The organism is Hoskinsella mucinilytica (assembly GCF_045223415.1).
GTDB classification, from domain to species: domain Bacteria; phylum Bacillota_I; class Bacilli_A; order Erysipelotrichales; family Erysipelotrichaceae; genus Hoskinsella; species Hoskinsella mucinilytica.
In genome coordinates this window covers 1-16,006 of sequence record NZ_JBEQZJ010000061.1, presented here as the reverse complement: position 1 = coordinate 16,006, position 16,006 = coordinate 1, and the positions used below count along the sequence as shown (strand labels likewise).

18 protein-coding genes are annotated in these 16,006 nt (G+C 35.3%); 4 read left to right on the top strand and 14 right to left on the bottom strand.

The features are described 5' to 3' along the window. Positions 1-234: hypothetical protein (locus UGRO018_RS16385; protein ID WP_416327584.1), on the top strand; the 234-nt coding region annotated here is incomplete at its 5' end. Between the two features lie 25 nt (positions 235-259). Continuing rightward, positions 260-1,660 (top strand): IS4 family transposase, encoded by a 1,401-nt coding sequence (locus tag UGRO018_RS16380; RefSeq protein WP_416327583.1) that lies wholly within the window; start codon positions 260-262, stop codon positions 1,658-1,660. A gap of 193 nt (positions 1,661-1,853) precedes the next feature. Here UGRO018_RS16380 and UGRO018_RS16375 read toward each other — a convergent pair whose 3' ends face one another. The 14 genes from UGRO018_RS16375 to UGRO018_RS16310 all read right to left on the bottom strand — a co-directional run bounded on the left by UGRO018_RS16375 (position 1,854) and on the right by UGRO018_RS16310 (position 14,308). Continuing rightward, positions 1,854-2,222: a YbaN family protein gene (locus UGRO018_RS16375; RefSeq protein ID WP_416327582.1), complete on the bottom strand. Its 369-nt coding sequence runs from the start codon at positions 2,220-2,222 to the stop codon at positions 1,854-1,856. Beyond that, complete coding sequence (locus UGRO018_RS16370) at positions 2,219-2,551, bottom strand: nitrous oxide-stimulated promoter family protein (protein ID WP_463667572.1); 333 nt, start codon at positions 2,549-2,551, stop codon at positions 2,219-2,221. The genes UGRO018_RS16375 and UGRO018_RS16370 overlap by 4 nt, the downstream gene beginning before the upstream one ends. Then, complete coding sequence (locus UGRO018_RS16365) at positions 2,545-4,200, bottom strand: amino acid ABC transporter ATP-binding/permease protein (RefSeq protein WP_416327580.1); 1,656 nt, start codon at positions 4,198-4,200, stop codon at positions 2,545-2,547. Before UGRO018_RS16365 ends, UGRO018_RS16370 begins: the two co-directional genes overlap by 7 nt. Beyond that, entirely contained in the window at positions 4,197-5,924 is a 1,728-nt protein-coding gene (locus tag UGRO018_RS16360) for an ABC transporter ATP-binding protein/permease (RefSeq protein ID WP_416327579.1), read from the bottom strand. Before UGRO018_RS16360 ends, UGRO018_RS16365 begins: the two co-directional genes overlap by 4 nt. Before the next feature lie 110 nt (positions 5,925-6,034). Then, complete coding sequence (locus UGRO018_RS16355) at positions 6,035-6,964, bottom strand: homocysteine S-methyltransferase family protein (RefSeq protein ID WP_416327578.1); 930 nt, start codon at positions 6,962-6,964, stop codon at positions 6,035-6,037. Next, the gene (locus UGRO018_RS16350; protein WP_416327577.1) at positions 6,957-7,376 is read right to left on the bottom strand and encodes a hypothetical protein; all 420 of its coding nucleotides are present in this window, start codon (positions 7,374-7,376) and stop codon (positions 6,957-6,959) included. The genes UGRO018_RS16355 and UGRO018_RS16350 overlap by 8 nt, the downstream gene beginning before the upstream one ends. 14 nt (positions 7,377-7,390) lie before the next feature. Further along, on the bottom strand, positions 7,391-7,702 hold the full coding sequence (locus tag UGRO018_RS16345; RefSeq protein ID WP_416327576.1) for a DUF3784 domain-containing protein: 312 nt from the start codon (positions 7,700-7,702) through the stop codon (positions 7,391-7,393). Between the two features lie 84 nt (positions 7,703-7,786). Then, entirely contained in the window at positions 7,787-8,578 is a 792-nt protein-coding gene (locus tag UGRO018_RS16340) for an HAD family hydrolase (RefSeq protein WP_416327575.1), read from the bottom strand. 79 nt (positions 8,579-8,657) lie between these two features. Beyond that, the gene (locus UGRO018_RS16335; protein ID WP_416327574.1) at positions 8,658-9,281 is read right to left on the bottom strand and encodes an RDD family protein; all 624 of its coding nucleotides are present in this window, start codon (positions 9,279-9,281) and stop codon (positions 8,658-8,660) included. A 171-nt stretch (positions 9,282-9,452) separates the two neighbouring features. Then, entirely contained in the window at positions 9,453-10,418 is a 966-nt protein-coding gene (locus UGRO018_RS16330; protein ID WP_416327573.1) for a D-2-hydroxyacid dehydrogenase, read from the bottom strand. Between the two features lie 96 nt (positions 10,419-10,514). Beyond that, positions 10,515-11,612 carry a methionine adenosyltransferase gene (gene metK / locus UGRO018_RS16325; RefSeq protein WP_416327572.1) on the bottom strand — a complete coding sequence of 366 codons (1,098 nt, stop codon included), beginning with the start codon at positions 11,610-11,612 and terminating at the stop codon, positions 10,515-10,517. Between the two features lie 278 nt (positions 11,613-11,890). Continuing rightward, positions 11,891-12,067, bottom strand: coding sequence for a hypothetical protein (locus UGRO018_RS16320; RefSeq protein WP_416327571.1), 177 nt, complete (start codon positions 12,065-12,067; stop codon positions 11,891-11,893). Between the two features lie 486 nt (positions 12,068-12,553). Continuing rightward, on the bottom strand, positions 12,554-13,681 hold the full coding sequence (locus UGRO018_RS16315) for a DUF362 domain-containing protein (protein ID WP_416327570.1): 1,128 nt from the start codon (positions 13,679-13,681) through the stop codon (positions 12,554-12,556). Between the two features lie 96 nt (positions 13,682-13,777). Continuing rightward, on the bottom strand, positions 13,778-14,308 hold the full coding sequence (locus tag UGRO018_RS16310; RefSeq protein WP_416327569.1) for a hypothetical protein: 531 nt from the start codon (positions 14,306-14,308) through the stop codon (positions 13,778-13,780). A 197-nt stretch (positions 14,309-14,505) separates the two neighbouring features. Here UGRO018_RS16310 and UGRO018_RS16305 point away from each other — a divergent pair, with 197 nt between their 5' ends. After that, positions 14,506-15,687: an IS91 family transposase gene (locus tag UGRO018_RS16305; RefSeq protein ID WP_416327568.1), complete on the top strand. Its 1,182-nt coding sequence runs from the start codon at positions 14,506-14,508 to the stop codon at positions 15,685-15,687. 16 nt (positions 15,688-15,703) lie between these two features. Further along, positions 15,704-15,925, top strand: a complete 222-nt coding sequence (locus tag UGRO018_RS16300; RefSeq protein WP_416327567.1) for a hypothetical protein — start codon at positions 15,704-15,706, stop codon at positions 15,923-15,925. The last annotated feature ends 81 nt before the right edge of the window (positions 15,926-16,006 follow it).

Genomic DNA, 16,006 nt, shown 5'->3' with positions numbered 1-16,006 from the left:
TTAAGTAAAGGAGTGATTTTTATGTTCTTGCGTGTTATTCCAAACAACAAAGGTAAAAAAAATACCTTCTTTTGCGATCTTGTAGAATCTTATAGGGACGAAAATGGTATTCCAAAACATCGTACTGTAGTTAAACTTGGTCAATTTGAAAAAGATCGCATCCCTTATTTAAAGGCTGCCTTTGGTAAAGGTGATCCTAATAAAATTTTTAATGATGAGCTCAACCGTAGTTAAGTCATGCCAGGCAAGGATTTCTTCTTTGCTTGGTAAGTTCGGCAGTTACATCCGCTGTGAAAAAGTCCGTCACCTAACCAGAAAGCATCCTAATGATTTTGTGCGTATTTTCAAATTTCCATGGTATGATGTTTTACTTTACTTAATCTTTCGTTCTGAAAACTGTACACAGTCTGAACTCTCTAAATATTTTAGTGATATTGGAAAAACCAATCTCCGTATTAGTAAACAAGCTGCTTTCAAAGCACTAAAAAAAGTCAACCCTGATGTATTTTCCGATTTGATTCATACTTTTGCTCGTTTTTTCTATGAATCTGATTTGGTAAAAACTTATAAAGGTTACATCCTGCTCTCAGAAGATGGTACTGCCAATGAACTCCGCCCTTCAAAGAAAGCTTTAAATCAATTTGACTTTGTGACCAACCAATTTATCCGTAATAAAGATGCGGCGCAGAAAGCAACGAGTCGTTCAGCAGCACTCTACGATATAACCAATGGATTTATCGTTGATTTCACTATGAATCCATATAAAAAATCAGAGATACCGATCGCTATTGAACATCTTACAAACTGTCATTCATTATTTGATGGGAGGAAAATTATATATTTAGCAGACCGATACTATGGCTGTATAGAATTATTCGCAATATTGGAATCATATGGTTTCCAATATTGTATTCGTGGTAAATCTAATTTTTTCAAAAAATATGTATCACAAATGAAATCGAATGATAAGTGGATAGAAGTTAAACTGGATAAAACTTGGCTGAAAAGATTAAAGTATGATATAGCAAAAGAACGATTTCAGAAAAACCCAACTATCCAGATTCGTGTAGTCAAAAAATCTTATACTTATACCGATAAAAAAGGAAACATCCACCATACAGACCTTATATACTTTACAAATTTAAGTGAAAAAGAATTCTCTACTAATGAAATTGTATCCCTATACGCAAAACGCTGGGATATTGAAAGCTCTTATAAGACATTAAAAACAAATTATGAATGGGAACGTTTTTTCAGTGAAGATTGTGATTGTGAAATGTGTTGTATATATGCAAAAGTAATCTATCACAATTTAATCGGAATCATACGGAAAGAATTAAATGATATGTTGATTTTAGAGGATAAAAATAAGAGTAACATCTATAAGTATACTACGAATATAGTCCAATTAAGCAAACTGATGAGTGAAAACAATCTATGTCGCTGGATTAGATCTTGTAATGGTAAAGCTATAGAGAAGTTAATAGACTTGGCTATAATATTGATACATAAAATTAAAATACCTATACGCCCAGGCAGGCACAATCAACGGTGGGGAAGAATTGTCACCTGCAGCAGTCCTATTCGTTTCAGGTTAGATGGGAGGAATTGGCCTAGGACTTCTTATAGTCATGGGAAACTAAGAACTACTCAACCGTAGTTAAGAAAAGTTGATTTATCCAGATATCAGTAATTTTGAAAAATTCTAACGCATAATCAATGAGTTTTTGTGTACCCAAAAATATGATTCCTTCAGTTATTTTGTAGTTAAGACACAATATTTAAAAATGGCATCAACCAAATTTCCTTAGGTTGATGCCATTGGCCAGAATCTCTGGCTTTTTCTTATGACGTTATTCGCTTACTTTCACTGTATCAATTCGGAAAATAAAATAGTAATATTTCAATACGATCAAGCAAGCAATGAATAAGCGTAAAATGAAATGATCCATCGCATACATTGCGAATAGTAACATGATAGAAGCAAAGGATAACAGTGTAATTTTAGTTTTTAAGGTCATAGCTCTATTCTTCACAAAACTATCCAAATGTTTTTGATATAGCGATGTTTGAATGAACCAAGCATTGACTCGTTTTGAGCTTTTGGTAAAACAAAATGCCGCAAGTAATAAAAACGGAGTAGTAGGTAAAACAGGTAGAACAACGCCAATCGCACCTAGAGCGAAAGCAATCATTCCAATCAAAAAATATAGAACTTTCATTGTGACTTTCTTCCTTTCCTTGTTTCTATGACATGTCGAATTGCCATCAATGGATGATACCATAACATCCTGGGTCCTGAGAATTTCATGACCTCTTTGATTTGCATGCGTTTTTCTTTTTGATAACAATGTACGCTACAAGCACTGCAAAAGGTTTTTGTTTCCATGAAGGGACATACTTCAATACGTTTTTGCGCATAGTCCATAAGTGCTTGACAATCCTTACATAAGCCATTTACATGGTGATGTTTTTTCTTACAATACAAACCTATCATGAAATGAATCGTTTCCATTTCATCTTTTCTTTTTGTGTCGATTTCCACTAAGATACTCTCCCGTTTTCCACATTCCATAACGTATCTGCGATTCGCATGGTACTAGGACGATGTGAGACAAGTAAGATCGTTTTGTCTTTTTGTGCTTGTAAGATCTTTAATATAAAACCTTCATTTAATGCATCCAAATTACTGGTTGGTTCATCTAAGAGGATACATGGAGCATCATGCAAGAACGCTCTTGCGAGTGAAATCCTTTGCTTTTCTCCACCGCTAAGGGAATCACCCAATTCACTAACTTCACTATCGTAGCCATGTGGTAGACTACAAATAAATTCATGAATATTCGCTTTCTTACAAGCTTCTACAATTTCCTCATCACTTGCATCTAGTTTCGCTATTTTTATATTATTTTTTATGGAATCATGAAATAATACAGTATCTTGTGCGACAAAGCTTTCCATTTCTCTTAGGTTCGTGGTATTGATTTGTGTTACATCTTGTCCTTGTATGGTAAGGGTTCCACTTTCTCTATCATAAAATCGCATCAACAATTTCAGAAGGGTAGATTTTCCACTTCCGCTTTTCCCTAAAATACCATGGATCTTACCGGTTTCAAAATGAGCACTGAAGTCTTGAAGAATTTGTTCCTTATCATAGGCAAATTGAACTTGATCAACATGGATATCACCAAAAGTGATATTCTCTTGACCTGTAACATCTTGTACGGTTTCTTTTTCATCTAACAGCGCCAATACACGACGTGCACTTGCCAATGTCGTTAATAGGTTATTGCTAAGATTGGATAATGCTATCACCGGTCCAAAGCTGGATATCATCAAAACAGTTGATAGTAAGACCGAAATCGGTTCTATTACACCTTGCAGATATAAATAGATACCACATAGTAACATCATTACAGTAAATCCACTCACTGCGAAATGTATCAATGCTTGTGTATCTCCTTCATATCCTTTTAATGATTTTTGTAGGTTATTTACCTGTTTACTTTTCTCTTGCATCGCAGTCAACCTTTGATCGCCTATTTGATATTGTAAAATTTCTCGCATACCTCGTAAAGATTCTAACGTGTGATTACTTAACTCACCTAATTGTTCTCTCGTTCTTTTCCCGGTATCCTTTCCTTTTTTACTAATGATCAAAGGAATGATCAAACCGCAAAATCCATAAGCAAGAAAAGCAACGATCATAAACATTGGATGCATACCATAAAATTGAACCAATAAGATCAAAGAGGTAATGATCGCAATTAAGATCGGTGATATGGTATGTGCATAAAATACCTCTAATAGCTCAATATCTGTGGTGATCATCGTGATTAAATTACCACGATCTTTTCCATCCAGTTTTGTGAGGCATAATCTACGTAGTGCTTTGAATACTTTATCTCGTAAGATTGCCAATAGCTTAAAGGCAATATAATGATTACATGCTTGTTCTCCATAATGTAAGATACCTCTGAGTATTGCGATCACGATCATGACCGTAAATAAGATGCCATATGGAAAGTCTGGCGCATAGATGGCGATATGACCAAAGACGACAGCACCAATATAAGGAATAAAGATAGCACAAAGAAATCCTGCAACACCAAGTGTCACTGCCAATACCATCCAACCTGCCAATGGTTTGATTAATCCTATCATACGAAACATAATGCTGATATTACTTTTTTCTTTCATGACCATTCACCTTCCGTTAATGCTTCCTGTTCTTTATATAATTGTGCGTAGTAGCCTTCCTTCTTCATCAATTCTTTTTGCGTTCCTTGTTCGATGATAGTTCCCTGCTTCATCACATAAATCTGATCACATGTGGAAAGATTACTTAATCGATGGGTAATCATCATGATCGTTTTCTTATGCTTCATTTCTTGTATCACTTCTAAGATTGCATTTTCGCTTTCTACATCAATATTACTGCTGGCTTCATCTAAAAGGTAAACCTCACTATCCTTCAACAATGCTCTTGCTAGAGATAACCTTTGCTTTTGTCCACCGGATAAGTTGTTTCCATTTTCCAAAAGTAACATATCCAATCCACCTTGTTCCTTCACAAATTGATCTAAACAAACTTTTTTCAACACTTCCCATAGTTCTTTTGGCGTTGCTGATGCTTTCGCTAGTTTCAAATTATCTGAAAGTGTACCTTTGAAAATGACCGGTTGATGTGTTACGTAAACAATGCGATCATAAAAAGAGGTATCATCCAATTCTTTACGTTCTATATCTTGTATTTTGATAGAACCTTGATATGCTTGTTCAAGACCAACCAGTAATTTCGCCAAAGTACTTTTACCACAACCGCTTTCTCCGGCAATACCAATGAACTGATTTGCCTTTATTTCCAGGGAAATATCATGTAAAACTTCTCTTTTTTCATCATAACAAAAGTCCATATTCTCCAGTTTTATTGAAATCGGTGATTTATTTAACTCTTGTTTTTCACTCGTATCGCAAGGAAGATCCAAGATACGAAAGATCTTATCGCTAGCGGCTATTCCATTCATCGCAATATGGAAGTAAGATCCCAAGGTTCTTAAAGGAATAAAAAATTCGCTAGATAATAACACAATACAAATGACCTCAAATAAGCTGATCGTACCATGTAGATAAGACGTAATCGCTACAATAGAGCCGATTGCCGCACCACCAAAAGCTACGATATCCATGACACTGACACTATTTAATTGCATCGTTAACACTTTCATGGTAATTTTTCTGAAATTCTCAGCTTCTTTATTCATTTCTCTATTTTTGAATTCATCTGCTTGATATACTTTCAATGTAGTCAATCCTTGTAGATTTTCTAAAAAACTATCACCTAAGGTCGCATAGCTTGTCCAATATTTTGCCAATAGCTTTTTCGCAAACTTTTGTACTGCGATTATGGACGCAGGGATAAGTGGGACACAGATCAATAGTACCAAAGAGCTTTTCCAATCCATCCATACTAGAATGATAAACAAAGTAATAGGCGCAAGCATACTATAGAAAAACTGTGGAAGATAACGCCCGAAATAGGTTTCCAACTGATCAATTCCCTCAACGCTTAATTGAACCAGCTCACTTGTACTGGCATGATTTGTGTAAGCATTCTTAAAACCTAATATTTTTTTATATAGTTTCGTACGTAAAACATCCTTTACATCACAACTTGCTTGATAAGAATACAGTGCTGCTTGTTTTGCCAACAACATACGAATCACGATCATAATTACCATACCCGCAATCGAGATAAACGCTTGTTGAGAAGTAAATGTATGATCAAACATCATTTGTAAAACATAAGCAAAGAAACATATAAAGCATATATTGGCAAGCAACTGTATCCATTGAACAAAAACCTGTTTCTTGATATAACTGGTTGCCTGCGGCATCTCTTTCATTAATCTTTTATCTATCATAAAGCCTCCATAAGTTAGTTTAAGCTAACCAAACATCAGAAGTTTACCATGGCAAACAAAATGTGTCAAGATAAAATAGAAAAGAAAAAAAGCCATTACTCTGGCTTTCCTTACGATATGATTCTTTTTGCGATTTCTTCCATATGATGTTGATCTGTACCACAACATCCACCAAAAATACGGAAGCCTTCTTCTTTCAAACGCTCCATAGCACAGGCTAATGTAATAGGATCACTTGTTTTTAAGTCTTCACTTGCATCCAGTTGATCATAGTCTAAGGCCGAAGTATTTGCTTGTATTCCTAAAAATCGAGTTTTTACGGTCGTTGTTTGATTCCATGGTTGTTTGATTGCTTGATAAACGATATCAGGATGGACACAATTTGTCATATAACAAAGCGGCTTTACGTTTACATGTTCATCAATAAAAGTGATTGCATCATGGATGGTAGTATGATCTATCAATTTACCATCTTTTTGTATGGTAAAACTAATGAGATATGGCAATCCGGTATCAGACATTGCCTGAGCCATTCCACATGCTTCCATCAAGGTAGGCATGATACCTGCATATAAGAAATCAGCACCTGCTTCTTGAAACAGACGTGCTTGCCAATCGTGAAAGATTCTTGCTTCTTCCAAAGACAATGCTCCACTTCCCGTATATGCATCTCCTTTACATCCCATAAGACCACCAACAAACACAGGAACCTTGGATGAAGTGATCGTTTCTTTCAGAAAATGAACATGATCTTTGATCAAATCTTCACTAAATCCAGCTTGTTTGACTCTCTCTTTATTTGCTCTTCTTGTTGGTGTTGTTACTAACAATGGTAACTGGTATGCTTCTGCAATCTCAAGATATTCTTTCCATAAAGCAGCCAATGCATCTCTTCCTTGTTTATCATAGATCAAAGAACCCATTGCGACGATATCATGAAGCTTGATCCCATATTCTCGTTTCAAACGCTCTCCCAAAGCCCCTTCCATCAACAGCCTTCGATTCGATAACAAGATTTCTTGTAAGCTTAGATCAGCCATGATAAGCCTCCTTCTTCCTTACACCTTGGGCATAGAGATATGCTTTCACTTCATCATTTGCACGTTCCGTTTCAAAAGCGTAAGTCTTTTCATACATCTGATCAGTATACCCTACACGATCATATAGCTTTTTCAATATTCTAGAAAATTCATCCTGTTCAAGATGATTACTGACTTCTAAAAAATAAGTATCCTTCCACTCATCACTTACGATATCAAATATTTCTTCTACATTTTGACATGCATCTATCGCATCCTTTACATCCTGTGTACTACAGTCATCAAACGATGTTTCCACGATTTTATTTAAAAACGGATAAACCTCTTGATCCGGTGCATCTTTTTTAGGTCTGGTTTCTCCATAAGATAATTTATATTTCCACAAAAATTCTTTATGTTGTTGTAAATCCATTTCAACATCTCCTTTTATTTCTTTTTACAGCCAATATTACCATAAATCAATAAGATCACAGTAGCAACAAATAATATGGTGACAGTTATCGTGGATGATATCAACGTACAGGCTTGTAATACCATCAAGATATCACATAAGAGCAACACCGTACCAGTCGCTTTGCAAAGCTTTTTCTCATCGTATTTCCTTTGTTCTTCTTTGGAAGCTGTATTGTAACCGGCAATTAGAAAAGCACCTTTCCCCATCAACAGTGGAATTGCCATAACCAACAAAATCAATTCCACAACGATCAAAACGCCATATTCTATGATATAAGATTCCATCTTCATTCCTCCTTACACATATCCTAAGCCTTTTTTAAGTAAAAGTCTTGTTGTATGTATGAAAGAAGGATGATGTGGAATAAGTTACATAAAATCTTCTTCTTTTACCCAACCAAAATGAAGACATGCTTTTTGGATACCGTCTTCATCACTTCTCGCTGTGACATAAGTCGCAAGCTTCTTTAATTCATCAATTGCATTACCGACAGCAATAGACATCGGTGATTGTTGAAACATCTTGATATCATTTTCGCCATCACCAAACACAACAACATCCTGTAAAGGGAGCTGTAATGTTTCCATTAACTTCTTGATTCCTTTGAATTTATCATCCGGTTCGATCATAACAAATTCTTTCTCATATCGCTGTGGCACAAGGTCTTGAAACTGTGTCAATTTCTTTTGTTCCTCTTCATTTACAAATACCATCAGACGTTTCACCTGGGTAAGTTGTTCGGGATCAAAAGCCTCTTCCTTTAACCATCCCTTTATAAAATCATTTTGAAAATCCGGTAGCTTAGACATATCCTGTGTTAAAAAATAAAAATCATCACGTTGAGAGATGCAATAAGGAAATCCATATTGAATACATTCTCTTAACAGTTCCTTCACATGATCTTGATTCAAAGGTTCATTGATGATCTTCTTTCCTTCGAAAATCACCGTATTGCCCCCATTACAAATAAAAGAATCGATTCCTAAATCTTTAGCAACATCCTTACTCATCGCATAAGGTCTCCCAGTCGCAATCGCTACAACATGCCCTTGCTTTCTTAACGCTTGTAACGTATCTCTTGCTGATTGAGGAATAAAGCTTTCCATACCACCAGTTGTCAACGTTCCATCAATATCAAAAAACAAAAATTTTCTTTTCATACCAGTACCCTCTTTCTCACGTCCTTATTTTACTATATTTCTAAATAAATACCATATGAAACGAAAAAGAAACAGAAGTTTAATTCTGTTTCTCCACGGTAACTAGTTTTGTTTTACCAATATAGTCATGTAACATACGTTTTGAATCACTCTTTATCGCCAATAGCATAGAAAGAATACATAATACTGCACTCACACAAGTAAGTGGCATCACAAGATCAATTTGTGTTGCCAACGTAACTAACTGGAACAGATATCCACCGATAGATACTAAACTAGCTTCTAAAATGAAACGTCCCAATGCTTCTCTTTTCAACATAGTCTTAGCATCAACATCACTACCGTCTAACTTCACGATTTTGATATCCATGAACTTTTTCCCATACGTCTGTCCCTTGTGAACTTTTAGCGGAACATATACATAATAGAACAACGCAAATAGAAGGCTCAATCCACCTGCGATGAAACCATAATAAGAAGGAAACGTTAGAAGATTCTGATTAACTTCAGTAGACTTCGTCAATGACATATACATAAACACAGTTGGAAAGGCAGTTACAAATGTACCTAACACCCAGTCGATGATATAAGCAAACACACGATTTGTCGTATCTACTGTTGTCTTTTCATTATCCAACTTAGCGAAAATCTTATAATACCATTTCACTCTGATGGATTTCGTTTCTTTCAATGTCTGTTCCATATTTGAACATCTCCTTTAAATAACCTATATTTTGAAGTGGTCTATACCACTTGCATCTAAAGTATAACACACATGAAAGCGCATTCCAAGACCCTTTTTTTAAAATTTATGATATTGTCAGCTATTCTATATTCGAATCATAATCTATGAACATCAAACAAAAGAAAAAAACTATGACTTCTTCAAATCATAGCTTCGATATCCTTCTTTTACATCTACCATGTTTATTAAGGTTTCATTTTGATCATATGCTTTCATATTATTTATCAATAATTCCACAAAGATATCCTTTGTTTTCGGTAATTGAAAAGTCCCTGAAATATGTGGTGTGATGATGATATTTTCTTCTTGCCAAATTGGATGCTCTTTAGGAATCGGTTCTACTTCGCAAACGTCTAGAATTGCTCCTAATATATGTTTATTTTTTACTGCATGATATACATCCATAGTTTGCACAACATCACCTCTACCCACATTAGCCCAAATCGCATTTGTTTTCATAAGATCAAAATATTCTGTATGAAAACATCCTTTTGTAGAAGCAGTACTAGGTAGTGCCATAACAACAACATCTGCTTTCGGTAACAATTGTTCCATATCAGACATTGGATGAACCTCATCAAAATAAGGAACCTCTTCTACATGCTTTTTGATTCCAATCGTGGTTCCTCCTAAGGCTTTGATTCGTTTTGCGAATTCTAACCCTAAATTTCCGGTACCGACAATTAAAAACGTTGACCCATAGATAGAATAGATTGGTCCCTCTACTTGCCAAGTATGCGTTAGCTGATTCCTAATATAAAGATTCATATTACGCATCAACATTAAAATCGTACAAATCAAGTATTCACTGATGGTTAATCCAAAGCTACCTGTGGCATTTGTTAAAAGACAATCTTTTGGAAGTAATCCTTCTACACAATATTGTTCACTTCCTGCACTATCCAATTGAAGCCATTTCAATGATTTCGCATAAGGTAATTGCCCAATCGGTGGTCTTCCTACAATTACTTCCATCTCTTGAAGTACATCATTTTCTATCGTAGGCTGATAGATAACATCAAATATTTCCGGTATCTGTTGTTTTTGTTTATCTGTAAGTTCTGTTAATATCCATGTTTTGATGGTTGGTTTCATTTCTATCCCTCTTTCTATAACAAGATTATATACAAATTTGAGAAGAATGCAAAATAAAACCCTATCCATAAGGATAAGGCATCACTTCATATGATACTAATAGTTCAAATCAATTAGTTTTTCCCATGCGAATTCCGGTCTTCCAAAATGACCGTAACATGCTGTTTGTTTGTAAATAGGTTGTTTCAAATTCAGTTCTTCAATGATATCTTTTACTTCAAAGCTAAAGTTTTCTTTGATGATATCTAAAATCTCAGCATCGCTTTTTGTACCGGTACCAAAGGTATCTACCATAATAGAAACAGGTTTCACTTTACCAATTGCATAGGCAACCTGAACCTCACATTTTTCCGCAAGATGGGCCGCAACGATATTTTTCGCTACATAACGACAATAATAGGCAGCACTACGATCTACCTTACTTGGATCTTTACTTGAGAAACAACCACCACCGATTCTTCCCATTCCTCCATAAGTATCACATACAATTTTTCTTCCTGTCGTACCACTATCACCAAAAGATCCACCAACAACAAAAGAACCACTTGGATTGATCAAATAAATGGTATTATCATCAACCAGATCTTCATTGATCACAGGATTGATCACTTCTTTCATTACCAAGGCTGCGATTTCTTCTTGAGAAACCCCGGCAATATGCTGAGTAGATACGACGATCGTATCAATACGTTTGATCTTACCATTTTCATATTCTACCGTTACCTGTGTTTTTCCATCAGGTAATAAAATATCACTTTTTTTACGTACATCACTTAATTGCTTTGCTAGTTTATGTGCATACTCAATCGCTGCCGGCATATAGTTTTCTGTATCATCACAGGCATAGCCAAACATGATTCCCTGATCACCTGCACCGATTTCTCCATCTTCCCATACAACCGCTTGATTGATTTCAGTTGATTGCTTATTCACCTTGATCATTACACTGTAATCTTCTTGATAACCGATATCCTTGATGACATCTTTGGCAATCTTCTCATAGTCGATACTGGCTTTTGTGTTTGCTTCTCCGTAAATCAAAACGAAGTCATCTTTGATGGTAGCCTCTACTGCCATCTTACTTTCCGGGTCTTGACGCAATGCTTCATCTAAGATGCTATCCGCAATCTGATCGCAGATCTTGTCTGGGTGTCCTTCTGTAATACTTTCACTTGTAAATAAAAAATCCTTCATGTCCGTTTCTCCTTCTACATATAAAAGCCTCCTCAATAAGAGAAGGCAATCTAAGTCATTGTTATTTCTCTTATCGATGTTAGCAGTACCACCTTATACAATGCATTGTACAGGTTGGCGTGGGCTACGAGCTAACTCTCTAACCCAACTCTTGATAAAAAGGCTCTTATATTAAAACACAGGCGAAAGACTTTGGCAATAGCAAATTGATAAATTTCTATTTAAACTATAATAAGTTATGGTGTCATAAAGACCTTATTGCTTTGATTGTATGAATATCAATCCAACACGACAACCTTTGACAGTGCTTCATATTTTCCAGTAACATTATTTTTCACCATCACCTCTGCACTCCTTGTTTGAATGTCTGCATCTTTTACTTCTCGCAACCCATATGCAAAACCAGTAATTGCATACTCATTTTCTTCCTGTGCAAATGTATGATCCAAGAACACAAGATATGTTTTTCCTTTTTCTATATCGATATCATCTTCATACTTATTAACAACGGCTGTATAATCATCATCTTGAAGTCTTTCTAATTGTCTTTCTTTTTTCCATTCATCTTATGAAATTTGACCACCTAATCGACTGAAATCAATCATTTCTCCGGTTTCTGCAATCATACTCCCTCTCTTTTACCAATTTCATCATGGTACTACATTTACGATTTGTCAAGAAGCAAAACAACGAGTGACGATTAAACAAAAAAAACCGAGATTTTATTTCGTAATCTCCATCCTATTTTCGAATAAGATCTTTCATGATATGAAATTCATCAACTGCATATCTTTCCATCAAAAACAATGCTTGCTCTTTTCCTGTCAATTACATACAATATTTTATGCCTAATGAAATAAATACAACATTAAACGTGTAATTTCTTGTCAAATATAAAACAACATCTATACTTTCCGTATAAATGTTGTTTATATTACATTCTATTTTACTTCGATCAATTCATAATCTCTAGTACCCAAACCAATTTTTTCAGCGTGCTCTAAGCATACTTTCCAATTTGTTTCAGGTGTTGTATTTGTAAAATGATCATGATGATCATGGAAATGTTCCTTATGAAGTTGATCATCTAATAGACTATTTGGCATAGGGGTTTGTGCATTACAAGCATCAGCACAGGCTTGATCTAATGCCACAGGATCAAAGCTCGCAAACATACCTACATCCGGTAATATCGGCGCATCATTCTCCGCATGACAATCACAATATGGAGATACATCTATGACCAAATTGATATGGAAGTTATCTCTTCCATCTACAACTGCTTTACTGTATTCCGCAATTTTTTTATTCAAATCATCATTTGCACTATCATTTTCATTATAGATTGCGTCAAAATTACAAGCTCCCATACATCTTCCACAACCTACACAACGATCATGATCGATCGTCGCATGATTTTGTTCATCAAAACTGATGGCACCATGCGCACAATTTTTAAAACACATATGACAACCGGTACAAATATCATGATCTACACTAGGCTTACCTGATTTATGTTGTTCCATTTTCCCAGCTCTAGAACCACAACCCATACCGATATTTTTCAAACAACCACCAAATCCCGTACACTCATGTCCTTTGAAATGACTCAATGTGATAAACACATCCGCATCCATAATGGCACGACCGATTTTCGCTGTCTTACACATTTCACCATTTACCACAGGTACTTCCACATCATCCGTACCCTTTAAACCATCGGCGATGATCACATGACAACCTGTAGAAAACGGAGAAAAGCCATTCTCATAAGCTGCTTCTAAATGATCCAAAGCATTTTTCCTTCTTCCTACATATAAGGTATTACAATCAGTTAAAAACGGCATACCGCCAAGTGATTTTACCACATCCACAATGACCTTTGCATAATTCGGTCTTAGATAAGATAAATTACCTGGCTCTCCGAAATGGATTTTGATAGCTACCATTTTTTTCTCAAAATCAATGTTACCGATTCCGGCAACTCTTACCAACTTATTCAGCTTTTGGGGTAAGTTAGTACCCGGCAATGCACGCATATCTGTAAAATAAACTTTTGCTTTTTCCATATCCTTTTTCTCCTCTTCTTTACCAATACTATTGTAACCCTTAATTTATCAAGAATCAATCTAACAGGAAAAAAGGAAATCATGAATTGATTTCCTTTAATAGGCTAATTGAAGCATGCCGTCAAGATTACCGCAATAACATAAATCCAGCTCCCTCATATTCATAAAATCATCCGGTAAATATAAGGAACTAGATTTCTTTGTCTGAATGATCTCACTGGTCTGTAAAATCTCTGCGACAAATTGCGAACAAAAATAACGATGACGTATCTTATGTCCGATATGTAATAAACACAAAGCAACACCCAACTTGCTATATTTATAATAAGGAGCACAGGCTTCATGTCGTTTTAAAATGATACATATTTCATCATACAATTCATCAGAAACATGAATCTTATACAATCGGCAAGCGGTTTCCACTCTACGATGTTTAGAGAATCGATGAAATTGTTCTTTACGAAATCCATTCGTGACAAAGCTATAAAATTCTTCATGCTGATCATCTACTCCAATAGAGGCATGCGTATAGGTTGATCTTGTAAGCCCTCGAATTGCTTTAGACGCAGTATCTGTAAATTTTGTTAGTAATATATAAATACATTTTTCATTTGTTGATTGTGACATTGATGTTTCCTTTCATGCATGTGACGCCCTTGCATCAGGATGCAAGCTAGTTTATTGTATCATACAAAACATTGTTTCGTATATAGTATTGAGGTAATTTCATAAGGTGAAAAAATGTCCTAGCGGACATGTTAACTGACGAATGCGAAAACACTGCCAATATTGTATAATAGAATCATACGATTGGTGGTGTTTTTTTGGCTTCTGAAATGATGATGAAAAAGCTCGGTCTGCTTTGTGCTGATGACTTTGTTGATCTTGATAAAAATATTATCCAAAACATCTTTACAAATCATTTTCAAGAGTTACTTGAAGACTCTGAAATCATTCAAAAACCTCTTCGTTCTTGTGTCTTTTCTAATGTAGAACGTATGGTCAAATGCAGAACTCCTGAGGCTGGTTTTTCTCTTTTTGAATGTCCGCATTGCCATGACTTTAAGATCGTTCCTCATTCTTGTAAGTCTAAGTTTTGCAATTCTTGTGGTGTCAAATATGCTGCTCAACGTGCTGACACCATTAAATCAATTGTTCTAGATTGTCCGCATCGGCATGTTGTTCTCACGATTGCTGAAAAGCTTCGCCAGTTTTTTCAATACGACAGAAAGCTGCTGAATCTTTTGTTTTCTGCCGCTGCTGATACTCTCAATCATATTTTTGATTCCTTTGGTAAGAAAGATGACCATTTTAAGCCTGCCTTCATCATCACCCTCCATACATTCGGTCGTGATCTAAAATGGAATCCACATGTCCACATTCTTCTTGCAGATGGCTATGTTGATGATGCCAATGTTTTTCATCGCTTAAAATTTATTTCTTATACTGCTCTGCGTAAACGTTGGATGACTACTCTTTTATATGCCTTAAGAGATCATATTGGGGATAAATATAAATTGATGCTTAAAAAGATTACCAATATCCTTTATAAAAAGTATGATAATGGTTTTTATGTTTATGCTCCTCCCACAAAATATAAAAATGTTGATGATACCGTTGATTATGTTGTAAGATATGTAGGTAGACCTGTAATGGCTCAATCTCGCATAACGGATTATGATCCCGTCAATAAGACTGTATCCTATTGGTATGAGCGTCACGAGGATGGTGTAAGAGTAGATGTCTGCGAATCTGTCATCGATTTTATGAAGAAGCTCATTCTTCATGTTCCTGATGATCAATTTAAAATGATTCGCTATTATGGCGTATATGCTTCGGTAAAGAAAAAAGCCAGAGCACTTGTTAAGGTTATGACGCAGCGACTTTTTCGTACTTCTCTTTTCAAAAAAAATTGGCGAGATTTTCTCATACATACTTTTCATCATGATCCTTTATTATGTAAGTGTGGACATTACATGGAATTTTTGGAATGTTATGTTCCCTAGGAGAAAAACAATGTTGATGGAAACGGAATATATTAAAATGAAATGCAAAAGGTGTGGGTATGAAGAATGGGCGGAAGAAGAAATCGCAGACGAATTGGCAACCTATAATCGCAAAACAAAAAAATACGAAATACTGCTTGAATGTCCAAAATGCCATGGTGTAATGATTTGGCATAATAAAGAAAAGAAAGTTGAACAATGGGAATCAGGATTTGATCCTGAAGATTTACCTTTTTGATCATCAATTTTTATAATGTCTTCTAAGCCAAAATGTTCATCTTAGATAACTTTTGGCTTTTTTCTTTGGATTTTCTAGTGA

Excerpts from the sequence above, each read along its gene's own strand:
- UGRO018_RS16375 (WP_416327582.1), bottom strand. The coding sequence starts at position 2,222 with ATGAAAGTTCTATATTTTTTGATTGGAATGATTGCTTTCGCTCTAGGT.
- UGRO018_RS16365 (WP_416327580.1), bottom strand. The coding sequence starts at position 4,200 with ATGAAAGAAAAAAGTAATATCAGCATTATGTTTCGTATGATAGGATTA.
- UGRO018_RS16360 (WP_416327579.1), bottom strand. The coding sequence starts at position 5,924 with ATGATAGATAAAAGATTAATGAAAGAGATGCCGCAGGCAACCAGTTAT.
- UGRO018_RS16355 (WP_416327578.1), bottom strand. The coding sequence starts at position 6,964 with ATGGCTGATCTAAGCTTACAAGAAATCTTGTTATCGAATCGAAGGCTG.
- UGRO018_RS16350 (WP_416327577.1), bottom strand. The coding sequence starts at position 7,376 with ATGGATTTACAACAACATAAAGAATTTTTGTGGAAATATAAATTATCT.
- UGRO018_RS16345 (WP_416327576.1), bottom strand. The coding sequence starts at position 7,702 with ATGGAATCTTATATCATAGAATATGGCGTTTTGATCGTTGTGGAATTG.
- UGRO018_RS16340 (WP_416327575.1), bottom strand. The coding sequence starts at position 8,578 with ATGAAAAGAAAATTTTTGTTTTTTGATATTGATGGAACGTTGACAACT.
- UGRO018_RS16335 (WP_416327574.1), bottom strand. The coding sequence starts at position 9,281 with ATGGAACAGACATTGAAAGAAACGAAATCCATCAGAGTGAAATGGTAT.
- UGRO018_RS16330 (WP_416327573.1), bottom strand. The coding sequence starts at position 10,418 with ATGAAACCAACCATCAAAACATGGATATTAACAGAACTTACAGATAAA.
- metK (WP_416327572.1), bottom strand. The coding sequence starts at position 11,612 with ATGAAGGATTTTTTATTTACAAGTGAAAGTATTACAGAAGGACACCCA.
- UGRO018_RS16315 (WP_416327570.1), bottom strand. The coding sequence starts at position 13,681 with ATGGAAAAAGCAAAAGTTTATTTTACAGATATGCGTGCATTGCCGGGT.
- UGRO018_RS16310 (WP_416327569.1), bottom strand. The coding sequence starts at position 14,308 with ATGTCACAATCAACAAATGAAAAATGTATTTATATATTACTAACAAAA.
- UGRO018_RS16300 (WP_416327567.1), top strand. The coding sequence starts at position 15,704 with ATGGAAACGGAATATATTAAAATGAAATGCAAAAGGTGTGGGTATGAA.